The 12,689-nt window shown below is 35.7% G+C and carries 15 protein-coding genes; all 15 read left to right on the top strand.

Annotation, left to right across the window (positions count from 1 at the left end; all coding sequences use genetic code 11):
* Positions 1 to 486 (top strand): carboxyl transferase domain-containing protein (locus C7958_RS12055; RefSeq protein WP_279586192.1); only part of this gene is annotated, 486 nt, incomplete at its 5' end.
* A gap of 92 nt (positions 487 to 578) precedes the next feature.
* Positions 579 to 896 (top strand): OadG family protein, encoded by a 318-nt coding sequence (locus tag C7958_RS12050; protein ID WP_111572927.1) that lies wholly within the window; start codon positions 579 to 581, stop codon positions 894 to 896.
* A gap of 14 nt (positions 897 to 910) precedes the next feature.
* Positions 911 to 1,348 carry a biotin/lipoyl-containing protein gene (locus tag C7958_RS12045; protein WP_111572926.1) on the top strand — a complete coding sequence of 146 codons (438 nt, stop codon included), beginning with the start codon at positions 911 to 913 and terminating at the stop codon, positions 1,346 to 1,348.
* Positions 1,349 to 1,359: 11 nt separating this feature from the next.
* Positions 1,360 to 2,490 carry a sodium ion-translocating decarboxylase subunit beta gene (locus C7958_RS12040; protein ID WP_111572925.1) on the top strand — a complete coding sequence of 377 codons (1,131 nt, stop codon included), beginning with the start codon at positions 1,360 to 1,362 and terminating at the stop codon, positions 2,488 to 2,490.
* A 224-nt stretch (positions 2,491 to 2,714) separates the two neighbouring features.
* Positions 2,715 to 3,026 carry a late competence development ComFB family protein gene (locus C7958_RS12035; RefSeq protein WP_111572924.1) on the top strand — a complete coding sequence of 104 codons (312 nt, stop codon included), beginning with the start codon at positions 2,715 to 2,717 and terminating at the stop codon, positions 3,024 to 3,026.
* Positions 3,027 to 3,082: 56 nt separating this feature from the next.
* On the top strand, positions 3,083 to 4,156 hold the full coding sequence (locus C7958_RS12030) for an AI-2E family transporter (protein ID WP_111572923.1): 1,074 nt from the start codon (positions 3,083 to 3,085) through the stop codon (positions 4,154 to 4,156).
* 203 nt (positions 4,157 to 4,359) lie between these two features.
* A complete protein-coding gene (gene sufC, locus C7958_RS12025) occupies positions 4,360 to 5,136 on the top strand; it encodes a Fe-S cluster assembly ATPase SufC (RefSeq protein WP_111572922.1) in 777 nt (258 codons plus the stop codon).
* A gap of 100 nt (positions 5,137 to 5,236) precedes the next feature.
* Positions 5,237 to 6,640 (top strand): Fe-S cluster assembly protein SufB, encoded by a 1,404-nt coding sequence (sufB, locus tag C7958_RS12020; protein WP_111572921.1) that lies wholly within the window; start codon positions 5,237 to 5,239, stop codon positions 6,638 to 6,640.
* A gap of 10 nt (positions 6,641 to 6,650) precedes the next feature.
* The gene (sufD, locus tag C7958_RS12015; protein WP_111572920.1) at positions 6,651 to 7,841 is read left to right on the top strand and encodes a Fe-S cluster assembly protein SufD; all 1,191 of its coding nucleotides are present in this window, start codon (positions 6,651 to 6,653) and stop codon (positions 7,839 to 7,841) included.
* On the top strand, positions 7,813 to 9,087 hold the full coding sequence (locus tag C7958_RS12010) for a cysteine desulfurase (protein ID WP_111572919.1): 1,275 nt from the start codon (positions 7,813 to 7,815) through the stop codon (positions 9,085 to 9,087). Before sufD ends, C7958_RS12010 begins: the two co-directional genes overlap by 29 nt.
* Positions 9,077 to 9,508 (top strand): Fe-S cluster assembly sulfur transfer protein SufU, encoded by a 432-nt coding sequence (gene sufU / locus C7958_RS12005; protein ID WP_111572918.1) that lies wholly within the window; start codon positions 9,077 to 9,079, stop codon positions 9,506 to 9,508. The genes C7958_RS12010 and sufU overlap by 11 nt, the downstream gene beginning before the upstream one ends.
* A gap of 193 nt (positions 9,509 to 9,701) precedes the next feature.
* Complete coding sequence (locus C7958_RS12000) at positions 9,702 to 10,604, top strand: DMT family transporter (RefSeq protein ID WP_111572917.1); 903 nt, start codon at positions 9,702 to 9,704, stop codon at positions 10,602 to 10,604.
* A gap of 139 nt (positions 10,605 to 10,743) precedes the next feature.
* A complete protein-coding gene (locus C7958_RS11995; protein ID WP_111572916.1) occupies positions 10,744 to 11,256 on the top strand; it encodes a KdsC family phosphatase in 513 nt (170 codons plus the stop codon).
* Positions 11,257 to 11,390: 134 nt separating this feature from the next.
* Positions 11,391 to 12,128, top strand: a complete 738-nt coding sequence (locus C7958_RS11990) for a Uma2 family endonuclease (protein WP_111572915.1) — start codon at positions 11,391 to 11,393, stop codon at positions 12,126 to 12,128.
* Between the two features lie 88 nt (positions 12,129 to 12,216).
* Positions 12,217 to 12,657 (top strand): MarR family winged helix-turn-helix transcriptional regulator, encoded by a 441-nt coding sequence (locus tag C7958_RS11985; protein WP_111572914.1) that lies wholly within the window; start codon positions 12,217 to 12,219, stop codon positions 12,655 to 12,657.
* Positions 12,658 to 12,689 lie beyond the last annotated feature (32 nt).

Below are 12,689 nucleotides of genomic sequence, written 5' to 3'. Positions count from 1 at the left end.
CCTATTATTTCTTTAGTTGATGTTCCAGGCTATATGCCGGGTACAGAACAGGAATATGGAGGAGTAATTCGTCACGGTGCCAAGGTACTTTATGCTTACTCAGAAGCAACAGTACCGAAGATTACTTTAATTATGCGTAAAGCCTATGGTGGAGCCTATATAGCAATGGGCAGCCGTTCAGTCAGAGCTGACCTTGTTTATGCCTGGCCGATAGCAGAAATTGCAGTTATGGGACCGGAAGGTGCAGCCAATGTAATTTACAGAAAAGAAATTGCAGCCGCCGATGACCCGGATCAGCTGCGTCAGGATAAAATTGATGATTACAAAGATAATTTTGCCAATCCTTACATCGCAGCAAAAAGAGGGATGGTCAATGATGTAATTAAAATGGAAGAGACCAGAGCCAAACTGATCAATGGCTTAGAGATGATGAACAATAAGCGTGAAGATGGTCAGGACAAAAAGCACGGTAACATTCCCCTCTAGGATTGTTGATCAAAAATAGCTTAAAAATATTCAGGTTATCGAAAAAATAATGAGATTATATAACTATAAAAAAGTAATAAGTAGGTGAAAGTATGAATAATTATGTTCTTGGTCTGGAGTTACTGGTAATTGGAATGGGAACAGTTTTTCTTTCCCTTTATCTACTCTCAGTTTTCCTTCATTTTAGTGGAAAACTTCTGGGACCAGAAAGTGATTCTAAAAAGAAAAAAGAAGTAAAAACGGCAAAAGTAGATATTGTTGAAAAATCAAAAGAAAAAGAGATTAATCAGCAGGAAATTTCTCCTAAAAAAGTTGCAGCAGTGACTGCAGCAATTTATGAGAGTTTAAATGAGCAGAAAAATTATCGGATAATATCTATACAAAAAAGTAATCAAAACTGGAAAAGATAGGAGCTGAATAGAGAATGAAAAAATTTAGAGTTGAGGTAGATGGTGAAGAATTTATTGTAAATGTTGAGGAAATTGGAAGTGAAGCGAGCGCTGGCGGGTCAGCCAGGAGTAAAGCCAGTGCAGGGAGCTCAAGCAGCAGTAAAAGTACTGCATCTGCTCCAAAAGCAAAGCCCAAAAAAGCTGCTCCCAGCCCCAAAAAAGAGTCACAGCAAGAGATGGCAGCACCGGCTGATATTGGTGAAGGTGATGTTGTAGCACCAATGCCCGGCAGCATTTTAGAAATTAATGTTAAAAAGGGTGATAGTGTCAGTAAGGGTGATATTTTAGTAGTATTAGAAGCAATGAAAATGGAAAATGAAATCACTGCAGTTGAGGCAGGAACTGTTAAAGATATTAAAGTAAGAGTCGGCGACAGTGTTGATGCAGAAGATATACTGCTGGTAATTGAGTAGGAGGTTAAATCATGTTAGATAAGATTTCACTATTTGTCCAGTCAACAGGTTATTTAAATCTGGGACTCGGACAATTTATAATGATTATCATTGCCTCCATACTTTTATACCTGGCAGTGGTCAAAGAATATGAGCCGCTGCTATTAGTGCCCATCAGTTTTGGGATGCTGTTAGTTAATTTACCTTTAGGTGGACTGATGGCAGCCGGATCAGAGGGAGAAGTTGGAGGTTTATTATATTATCTTTATCAGGGTGTTAAATTAGGGATTTATCCTCCAATTATCTTCATGGGAGTTGGAGCCTGGACAGATTTTGGTCCGATGATCGCGCAGCCGAAAACTGCACTCTTAGGAGCAGCAGCCCAGTTTGGTATTTTTGCCACTATTTTTGGAGCAATTGCCTTAGGTTTTTCACCTGCAGAAGCAGGAGCAATTGGAATTATTGGGGGAGCAGATGGACCAACAGCAATTTTTTCAGCCAGTCAGCTGGCACCACATTTACTGGGCCCGATTGCAGTAGCAGCTTATTCCTATATGGCTTTAGTACCGATTATTCAGCCTCCGATCATGAAGGCTTTAACAACAAAAGAAGAGCGCCGGGTAAAAATGGAGCAGTTAAGACCTGTAACTAAAAAAGAAAAAGTTATCTTTCCGGTAGCAGTAACTTTACTGGGAGGTTTATTAGTACCTTCTGCTTTACCGCTTTTAGGAAGTCTGATGTTTGGTAATTTAATGCGGGAAGTGGGAGTAGTAGATAGACTGCTGAAAACAACTCAGAATGCTCTGATGAACATAGTAACTTTATTTTTAGGATTAACTGTTGGAGCAACAGCCAGTGCAGAGGCTTTTTTAAATGCCGAAACAATTGGGATTTTAGTGCTGGGATTAATAGCTTTTAGTTTTGGGACAGCAGTTGGAGTATTATTTGGTAAAGTGATGTATAAATTGAGTGGAGGTAAAGTTAATCCCTTGATTGGAGCAGCAGGAGTATCTGCAGTACCAATGGCAGCCAGAGTAGTGCAAAAGGTGGGACAGGAAGAAAACCCATCTAATCACCTTTTAATGCATGCTATGGGACCAAATTTTGCCGGAGTTATTGGATCTGCAATTGCAGCCGGTACTTTACTTTCAATTCTTGGTTAAAATTAACTTATTTGAATAAAATTAAATAAAATAAAAAATATCAAGCTTGAAATATTTAATTATTATTTAAAACCCTGTCAATTTTAGGCAGGGTTTTTGCAATTTATAAAGAAATATAAATTATATAGAGTAGAATTTTATTTTAATATTGAGATTAGAACTGTTCATAGTTTTAAATTTTTATTAAATAATTTTTAAATAGAGAAAAGATGGGGGTAAAAATTATGATAAAAGATGAAAAGTTAAAACATTTAAAAGGAAGACTGAATAATGTAACTGAGGAAGTTGTTTTAAATATGTTGGATGATCTGCTGCAGAGAGAGGAATTTAAGGATATTTGTAAGGATGAAGACTGCCTGCTGGATATGGCAAGTTATGCTTTAAACCGTTTGCCGGCAAAATATGTAGCCACCTCTAAAGGGGAAGTTTTTTCTAAAACAGAGGGACTTGAACAGCAGCATTCAGTTGATCTGCTTTCTGTAGTTACCAGAGCAATTAAAGTCGTATCCGAAAATGATCATAATAATAATGACTAGTTATCTTTTGCTTTTTGTTGCCTGGCGAACAAAAAATATTGTTAGGAGAGATTTATATGTTTAATGAACGTTATTTTAAAATTGGCCATGGACTAATTATTTTCCTGATTATTATATTCTTAGCAGGACAGATACCATATTTTACGGCACCTTTGACTTCTGTGCTCAGCTTTGTGCTGCTGCCGCTGTTATTTAGTACCTTTTTGTATTATCTAATGCGACCTCTGGTTAGATTTTTGCATAAATGGATAAAAAACAAGGCCTTATCAATTGTAATTTCCTTTCTGGTTGTGATTGCTATTTTAACGATTGTATTTTATTTTGGGGGCAGCATTATTTATGATCAGGGTAAGGAACTGAGCCAGAGTGTAAGTGGAAATTATGATTATATTTATAATTTGATTCTGGGAATAGTTGAAAGTTTAAGGGAATATATAAATTTTGACCAGGCTTTTTTAGAAGAATTAAATTTAAGGGAAAGAATATTCTCTTATGCTAATGATTTGGCCCAGAGGATTTCTTCATATAATTATATGGGTATTTTTAGTTCGATCACTAACTTTGGACTGATAATAGTTTTAATTCCCTTTGTTTTGTTTTATTTTCTAAAAGATGATCAAAAAATATTCGAAAATCTGATGACAGTGGTTCCCGAATCTAAAAAAAGAAAGACGGAAAAGTTGGCAGTAGAAATTGACCAGCTGCTGTCTACATTTATTAGTTCTCAACTGGTAGTTGCTTTTTTTCTGGGTTTAGTAATGCTGATTGGTTTTTTGATAATTGGACTTCCAAATGCTGTTGTGCTTTCTTTTATTGCCATGATAACTTCCTTAATTCCAATTATCGGCCCCTTTTTTGGCAGTCTGCCTGCAGTTTTTGTGGCGGTTACTAACAGCTGGTTTTTATTTTTAGGAGTGCTGGTGATTATTTTGATTGCTCAGTATTTAGAAGGTAATGTAATTAGACCCCTGGTTCAGGGTAGAAGATTGGAAATTCATCCGATTGTTGTTTTATTTGTTGTTTTGTCGGGAGTTTATCTATTTGGGTTTATCGGAGCTCTGACAGCAGTTCCTTTATATGTGGTTTTGAGACTGCTGTTTAGAAAAAAATATATTGAGCAAGAAATATAGTGAGATAGTGTTGGCACCGGGCGCCTGGTAAATTTATCCAGGTGCCCGGTGTCATTTTGCGGTGTCATTTTGTAATGGTACCAATTTTATTGTAAATTGAGTTACTTTTTTAGTTAAAACCTTGACTAAAGTTGAGCAATGTTGTAGGATATAAATAGCAGTATGCTGAGCAGATAACTTTAATAAAGGAGATGACATAGATTATGGATAAAAAATTGCTTAAAATTTGTAATCTGGAATCAAAAGTTGAAGAAGAAAAAATATTAAATGGAATTGATTTAAAAGTTAACAAAGGTGAAATTCATGTAATTATGGGTCCCAATGGAGCTGGAAAATCAACTCTGGCAAATGTTTTGATGGGCCACCCGGAACACAAGATTATAAATGGAGATATCGAATTTGAAGGTGAAAACATTAATCAACTGGCAGTAGATAAAAGAGCTAAGAAAGGGATTTTCTTATCATTTCAATATCCTCAGGAAATTCCAGGAGTAACTGTGGAAAATTTTCTGCGGACTGCTAAAACTGCAGTCAGTGGAGAACAGCAGAGTATTTTTGACTTTAAATTTCTTCTGGAAGAAAAAATGAATCTGCTGAATATTGATCAATCATATGCAGACCGCTATTTAAATAAAGGTTTTTCTGGTGGAGAAAAAAAGAAAAATGAAATTCTGCAGATGGCAGTTTTAGAGCCTAAACTTGCTATTTTAGATGAAACAGATTCTGGACTGGATGTTGATGCAACAAAGACAGTTGCCGAAGGGATTAAAAAAGTAGCTTCTGAAGATAATGCAATGATAATAATTACTCATCATAATAAAATTTTAGATTATTTACAACCTGATTATGTACATGTACTGGTTGACGGTAGAATTGCCAAATCTGGAGATATGGAGCTGGCAGAAGAAATTGAAAAAGAAGGTTTTGCTAAATATAAAGAAGCAGCTCTGGATGAGAGTAATTCTAAAAGTAATTGTTAACACAGGTTTTTAGATGATACTTTATCTAGTAAATTAATTTGGGGGAATTAGGTATTTTTAATATAGATTTAAATGTTTTTAGAACAGGGAGGTATTTTAGATGAGCGAAAAGACAGAAGTCAATGATATTGACCGCAGTCTGCACGAAGAAAAAAATGTGGAAAAACATCGTTATAAATCAGCTAAGGGATTAACTCCTGAAGTAATTAAAGAAATTTCTAGAGAAAAAAATGAACCAGAATGGATGCTGGAATTCAGGTTGAAAGCTCTAGAAATATATAAAGAAAAAGAAGTTCCTACCTGGGGAGCAGATATTTCTGATTTAGATATGGATAATATTATCACTTATGTGAGACCAGATGCGGATCTTCAGAGCGACTGGGATCAGGTTCCGGAAGAAATTAAAGATACTTTTGATGCCCTGGGAATTCCTGAGGCAGAAAAGGAGTCTTTAGCCGGGGTAGGGGCCCAGTATGATTCTGAGGTTGTTTATCATAATTTAAAAGAAGAAATGGTCGAACAGGGTGTTGTTTATATGGACATGGAAAATGCTGTTAAGCAGCATGAAGATTTAGTCAAACAACACTTTATGAAATTAATCACACCTAATGACCATAAATTTTCAGCTCTGCATGGAGCCGTCTGGTCAGGTGGATCATTTGTCTATGTACCGGCCGGAGTAGATGTGAATATTCCTCTCCAGTCTTATTTCCGTCAGAATGCACCTGGCTCAGGCCAATTTGAGCATACTCTGATCATTTTGGAAGAAGGAGCAAATGCTCACTTTATTGAAGGCTGCTCAGCCCCAAAATATTCGGTTAATAATCTCCATGCAGGTGCTGTAGAATTATTTATAAATAAGGGTGCCAAACTCCGTTATAGTACTATAGAGAACTGGTCCCGTAATATGTATAATTTAAATACCAAAAGAGCTTTAGTAGAGGAAGATGGAGTTATAGAATGGGTTTCCGGTTCTTTTGGCTCAAAAGTTTCAATGCTTTATCCAATGAGTATTTTAAAGGGAGCCAGAGCTAGAGCAGAGTTTACAGGAGTTACATTTGCTGCTGAAGGACAGTATTTAGATACCGGGGCTCAGGTGATTCATGATGCTCCAGATACAACTTCAACAGTCAATTCGCGTTCTATTGCTAAAGATGGTGGTCATGCTTATTACCGCGGTCTGCTTAAAGTAACTAAAAATGCTCATGGAGCAAAGGCCTCAGTTTCCTGTGAATCTCTGATGCTGGATAATGAGTCTAAATCAGATACTTTGCCAATTATGAAGCTGCAGACTGATGATATTGACATTGGTCATGAAGCAAAAGTTGGACGAATCAGTGAGGAAGCTGTTTTTTATCTGATGAGCAGAGGTATCAGCGAAGAGGAAGCCAAGGCAATGATTGTCCGCGGTTTTGTGGAGCCAATTGCCAGTGAACTTCCACTAGAATATGCAGTAGAATTAAACAATCTAATCAACCTTGAACTCGAAGGTACTATAGGATAGGTGATATGAGATGTACAATAAAAAATTAGTAGATAATTTAACCACCGGCCAGTCAAAGCTGTTAAGCAGCAGAAGAAGAGAAAGTTTTGATTTTTTTCAGGATCTGGCTCAGGGTGATTATGAGAGAATAAATTTAATTAATTATCAGTTCCCGGAATACAGTCCTTATAATAAGGAATATTTAAAAGAGAAAAAAGGACAGGCTGAACTATTGATCAAAAAAATGACAGATAACTTAAATAATGAAGAAGAAATTTTAAATTATCTGGATCAATTTAAAGATAAAAAAGTTGAAAAAGGTAATCAGGGGCTTGACCCCAAATATCTGGCAATGGCCGAAGCTTTTTACAATACAGGTCTTTTTATCAAAGTGCCAAAAAATGTTGAACTAAAATTACCTGTGGAGATTTTCTATCAGCTTGATCAGGAAAATCCTGTTTTAATCGATAATAATTTAATTGTGGCTGAAGAAAATTCCAGGCTAACTGTAGTTATTGACTACAGAATGCAGGATCAAAATGTAGAAGCTTTTCATAATGGCTTAACCAGAGTAATTGTTAAAGATAACGCTGTTTTAAATATTGTTAAGGTCCAGCGATTTAATGATCAGAGTGATAATTTTGACAGCAATATTTCTCTTGTTTCCAATCAGGGAGAGTTAAACTGGATTCCAATTGAACTTGGCGGCAAAAATTCTGTTACAAATAATGAAAATACTCTAATGGATGATGGCAGTAGAGCCAGCATAAGTTCAGTCTATTTTGCTGATGGTGACCGCAAAATGGATCTTGGTTTTAAAATGAACCATCAGGGTCGTCACAGCAGCAGCGAAATTGAGAGTAAGGGTGTTTTAAAAGATAGGGCTCAAAAAGTTTTTAGAGGCGATTTGTATTTCCAGAAAGGTGCCAGCCAGGCAAATGGTTCAGAAAAGGAAGAAGTTTTACTTTTAGATAAGACGGTAGATTCTGATTCCATACCGGCATTATTTTCTGAGGAAGATAATGTGGAAGGAGAACACGCTGTAAGTGCAGGCCAGATTGATGAGCAGCGCTTATTTTATCTAATGAGCAGGGGTATGACAAAGGCGGAAGCCAAACAGCTAATGGTAGAAGCTGCTTTTAATCCAATTTTTGATAAAATACCTCTTAATGACCTTAAAGGAAGTGTTATTAATGACGTCAAAACAAGAATCCGCAGTTAATAAAAACAAATTGGATCATGATTTTGCCCAAAAGTATAAGGCTGATTTTCCAATTCTAAATCAGCAGATTAATGGTAAGGATCTTGTTTATTTTGATAATGCGGCTACAACCCAGAAACCAGAAGCTGTTTTAGAAGCAGTTAATAATTACAACCGTACAATTAATGCTAACCCACATCGGGGAGCTCATACTCTAAGTGTTCGGGCCACTGAGGCTTACGAAAATGCCAGAGCTAAGGTTAGTAATTTTATCAATGCAGAAAAAGCAGAAGAGATTATTTTCACCCGGAATACGACAGAGTCTCTAAATCTGCTGGCAAACAGCCTGGAAGCTGTGGTGGAAGAGGGAGATGAGATTTTAATTTCCGTACTTGAGCACCACAGTAATATACTTCCCTGGCAGCAGCTGGCTGAGAGAAAAAATCTGAATTTAAAATTCTTATATCCAGATCAAAGTTATAGAATTCCCCTGTCAGAACTTAAAGAAAAACTGACAGATAAAACAAAGATTTTGAGCATCTCTCAGATGTCAAATGTGAGTGGAGTAATTAATCCGGTAAAAGAAATGGCAGAACTAGCTCATCAAAAGGACGCTTTAGTTGTTGTTGATGGTGCTCAGGGTGCTCCTCATATTAAGACTGATGTTAGAGATTTAAATGCTGATTTTTATGCTTTTTCTGGTCATAAAATGTTGGCTCCAATGGGGATTGGTGTGCTTTATGGGAAAAAAGATCTGTTAGAAGAATTACCTCCTTTTCTAAAAGGTGGAGGTATGATAGAATATGTAAAAGAACAGGGTTCTACTTATGCCCCACTTCCAGAAAAGTTTGAAGCCGGTACTCCCAATGTCGAAGGTGCAGTAGGATTACAGGCAGCAATTGAATATTTAGAAGAGATAGGACTTGATAAAATTAAGGAACATGAGCTTGAGTTAACAGCTTATGCCCTCGAAAAAATGAAGCAGCTTGACTATGTAGAAATAGCTGGTCCGCTTAATTTAGAAAATCGAGGTGGAATTATATCTTTTAATATTAAAGATGTTCACTCTCATGATCTGGCTACTATAGTAGACAGTGAGGGGATTGCAATTCGTTCCGGACATCACTGTGCTCAACCATTAATGAATTATTATCAAATTAATTCTACTGGAAGAATCAGTTTTTATCTCTATAATACTAAAGCAGAAGTGGATCGCTTCCTGGAAGCCCTGGAGAAAGTAAGGGAGGTTTTTGGTTATGGATCTTGATTCAGTTTATACAGAATTAATAATGGAACACAATAAAAACAGCCGCAATAAACATTCATTAGCAGATGCTGATTTGAGTGAACATGGACACAATCCAAGCTGTGGAGATGATATTACTCTGGAACTGAAATTTGATGGTGATACAATCAGTGATGCAGCTTTTACAGGCAGCGGTTGTGCGATTTCACAGGCTTCAACTTCAATTATGATTGATTTGATTAAAGGAAAAAGCATTGAAGAGGCTCTGAAGCTGATAGAGACTTTTATTGCGATGATTAAAAAAGATATAGAAGATCAGCAGGAATTAAGAAAGCTGAAAGACGCAATGGCCTTAAAGAATATTTCGAACATGCCCGCTCGAGTTAAATGCGCAGTTTTATCCTGGCACACACTTAAAGAAGCTTTGAATGAACGGAACTAAAATTTGAAAATAATTTTTAGAAACTTCACCGAAAAGGTGGAGTTTTTACTTTACATAAGAGTAAATAATCTATATAATAATGATAACGAATATCATCGTACCAGGTACAAAAAGGCCTTTTTGTACCTGGTACCTGTTGATAAACTGTTAATAACTCTATAATCCGATAATATTATAAGATGAGGTGGAAAAAATGGAAAATAGAAAAAAAGGAATAACCTATATACTTTTATCATCACTCTTTTTTGCGCTGATGGCAGCTACAGTTAAATTTTTAGGAGATATGCCGACGGCAGAGAAGATATTTTTTAGAAATTTAGTTGGTATTTTTGTAGCTTTCAGTCTGGTCAAAAAAAGCGGAAGCTCACTGACTGGTAATAATAAAAAGCTTTTAATCTTACGCAGTATCTTTGGAGTTTTAGGAATTGCGGCCTATTTTTATGCACTGGCAAATATCAAACTATCTGATGCAGTAATTTTGAATAAAATGTCACCATTCTTTGTCATGGTCTTTGCAGCTTTATTTTTAAAAGAGAAGATTAGCAAAAAACAGCTAATTGCTCTAGTGACAGCAGCCTTAGGAGCTATACTGGTCATTAGACCTGGTTTTGATTCCAATATAATACCCTCCTTAATTGCCTTATTGTCCAGTTTATTTGCGGGAGTTGCTTATACAATAGTTAGACAGCTGCGCAAAACTGACTCAGCAGCTACAGTAGTTTTCTATTTCAGTCTTTTTTCAACTCTGGCAATGATACCTTTTCTGATCAGTGGTAGTTTTATAATTCCTACAACTGTCCAGGCGGTAGCCTTATTAGCTTTAGGATTATTTGCAGCAGCGGCTCAGCTGTTTATGACCAATGCCTACCGGCATGCAGAGGCAGGAGAACTTTCAATATATACCTATGCTAATATTGTTTTCTCCTCAATTTTTGGACTACTTTTATTTCAGGAAATACCGGATCTGTTTTCAGTATTCGGTGCAGTATTAATAATCTCAGCCGGTTATTTAAATTATCGGGCCAAGGAAAAGGAAGAGGCAGAGAAAGCAGCTAAATTAAAATTGAAAAAAGAGAAGCAAAAAAGTACTATATAAAATAATAATCTCTTTAACATTGCCCTCAGCCTAAAACTGGGGGTTTTATTGATTTGGCGGCAAACATTGCAGAATGCTTTCTAAAAACATATAATAAATGTAGTTTGTAAGTTTTTTGATTATAAATGGAGGGATCAGAGTGAAGAATATTAATACTATTTTTTTGGATGTTGATGGGACACTGACGGATGGCAGGGTATATTTAGATAATGGCAAAAATGAATTTAAATCTTTCAATGTTAAAGATGGCCTGATGGTGGTTGCTGCAATAAAATTGGGTTATGATATAATCATTATGACCGGCAGAAAATCTGAAGTTGTGGCCCGCAGAGCGGCTGAACTGGGAATAAAAGAATATTATCAGGGAGTTAGAGATAAAAAGCAGGCTTTAGAAAAATTGATGGAGGAAAAAGAAATTACTTATGGAAATCTAGCCTATCTTGGCGATGATTTAAATGATTTAGCTGTAATGAAGGAAGCCAGATTTGCAGGCTGTCCCAGTGACGCAGCAGCAGAGGTCAAAGAAGTTTCTGATCTAATATCAGAATGCAGGGGTGGAGAAGGTGCAGTTAGAGAAATTTTAACTCATCTTTTAAAAGCGAAAGGCGATTATCATAAAGTTGTAGAAAGTTTTTCTGAGAAAAAAAATTAAATTCAATATACTGACAGGTTCCCGGAATCTCTAATTTTCCATAATTAAATGCCTAATTTTAATTATATTAGTCAATTTTATTATAATTTTAGCTAATGTATGATATAATATAGCTAAAGGAGGGAGGATATGAGATGAGGGTTAACAGTACTGATTTACAGAACTCATTTGGTAAGTATTTAGCACTGGTGGAAAAAGAGGATGTTATTGTGCTCAAAAATGGTAAGGCTGTGGCGAAGCTTAGTAATTACTTTGATTATAGAGATTATATTAAAGAAGAGGCTAAAGATTATAATTCGAAAAATTATAAGAGGGTAAGCTATCAGGAATATCGGGAACTTATAGAAGGTTCTGATCAGCGTTATGAACTGATAGATGGTGAGGTATTTTTAATGGCTTCCCCCAGTTTTAGACATCAGATGCTTGTAAATAAAATTGCTGGTATTTTCTATAATTATTTTAAAGATAGTAAATGCAGTTCTTTAACATCTCCCCTTGACATTAAACTACAGGGATATGCACCTAAATTTAAAGAGGACCCAAATGTTGTTCAGCCTGATATTATGGTGATCTGTGATCCGGAAAATGTTGTGGATGATAAGTACCAGGGAGTACCCGAACTTTTAGTAGAAGTTCTTTCTCCTTCGACTAAGAAAAGGGATCTTATTTTAAAATTGAATTTATATTCAAAAAGTGGAGTCAGAGAATATTGGATTGTTGATCCCGAAAACATGAAAATAACTCAGTATATTTTTACAGAGGATAGAGATATAGAAGCAGTAAATGATCTGCTCTCGGATCAAATTTTGAAATCTGAACATTTTGAGGGATTGAAGATTCAGGTGGATGAAATATTTTCGAAAATTAACTAAAAGCTATTGACAAATGTTACAAGAAAAAGGTATAATAAATTAAGTTGAGCACAATTGAATTATATCAAACTAAAATTGAGGTGAAATTATGGGTAAATTTGAAAATTTAAAGTTGGAAAATCAAATTTGTTTCCCCCTTTATGCCCTTTCCCGTAAAGTGATTCAGTTATATAAACCTCTGCTGGATAAATATAATCTAACCTATACTCAGTATATTACCATGCTGGTTTTATGGGAAAAAGAAAATATTTCACTGAAGGAATTGGGAGAAAAATTATATCTTGATTCTGGAACTCTTTCTCCTCTGGTTAAAAAAATGGTTAAACAGGGATTGATAGAAAAATATCGTTCCCAGGCAGATGAGAGAATAGTCAAACTAAGATTAACTGATGAGGGCAGGGAAATGAAAAAAGAAGCAGTAGAAATACCGGAAAAATTATATTCTCAGTTTGAGGGAGAACCAGAAACTTTGATTAACTTAAAGAACAGTTTAGATCAGGTCTTAAAACAGTTTAAAGATGAGAGTTAAATCCCTGTAGAGAGGATTTAACTTATATTTTT

The sequence above is a fragment of the Halanaerobium saccharolyticum genome (genome assembly GCF_003259895.1).
Lineage (GTDB): Bacteria > Bacillota > Halanaerobiia > Halanaerobiales > Halanaerobiaceae > Halanaerobium > Halanaerobium saccharolyticum_A.
Note: the sequence above shows the minus strand (reverse complement) of the source record. Positions and strands in the feature narration are given on the sequence as shown.

Bases quoted from the DNA above. Each gene is read 5' to 3' on its own strand.
- C7958_RS12050 (WP_111572927.1), top strand. From the start codon at position 579: ATGAATAATTATGTTCTTGGTCTGGAGTTACTGGTAATTGGAATGGGA.
- C7958_RS12045 (WP_111572926.1), top strand. From the start codon at position 911: ATGAAAAAATTTAGAGTTGAGGTAGATGGTGAAGAATTTATTGTAAAT.
- C7958_RS12040 (WP_111572925.1), top strand. From the start codon at position 1,360: ATGTTAGATAAGATTTCACTATTTGTCCAGTCAACAGGTTATTTAAAT.
- C7958_RS12035 (WP_111572924.1), top strand. From the start codon at position 2,715: ATGATAAAAGATGAAAAGTTAAAACATTTAAAAGGAAGACTGAATAAT.
- C7958_RS12030 (WP_111572923.1), top strand. From the start codon at position 3,083: ATGTTTAATGAACGTTATTTTAAAATTGGCCATGGACTAATTATTTTC.
- sufC (WP_111572922.1), top strand. From the start codon at position 4,360: ATGGATAAAAAATTGCTTAAAATTTGTAATCTGGAATCAAAAGTTGAA.
- sufB (WP_111572921.1), top strand. From the start codon at position 5,237: ATGAGCGAAAAGACAGAAGTCAATGATATTGACCGCAGTCTGCACGAA.
- sufD (WP_111572920.1), top strand. From the start codon at position 6,651: ATGTACAATAAAAAATTAGTAGATAATTTAACCACCGGCCAGTCAAAG.
- C7958_RS12010 (WP_111572919.1), top strand. From the start codon at position 7,813: ATGACGTCAAAACAAGAATCCGCAGTTAATAAAAACAAATTGGATCAT.
- sufU (WP_111572918.1), top strand. From the start codon at position 9,077: ATGGATCTTGATTCAGTTTATACAGAATTAATAATGGAACACAATAAA.
- C7958_RS12000 (WP_111572917.1), top strand. From the start codon at position 9,702: ATGGAAAATAGAAAAAAAGGAATAACCTATATACTTTTATCATCACTC.
- C7958_RS11990 (WP_111572915.1), top strand. From the start codon at position 11,391: ATGAGGGTTAACAGTACTGATTTACAGAACTCATTTGGTAAGTATTTA.
- C7958_RS11985 (WP_111572914.1), top strand. From the start codon at position 12,217: ATGGGTAAATTTGAAAATTTAAAGTTGGAAAATCAAATTTGTTTCCCC.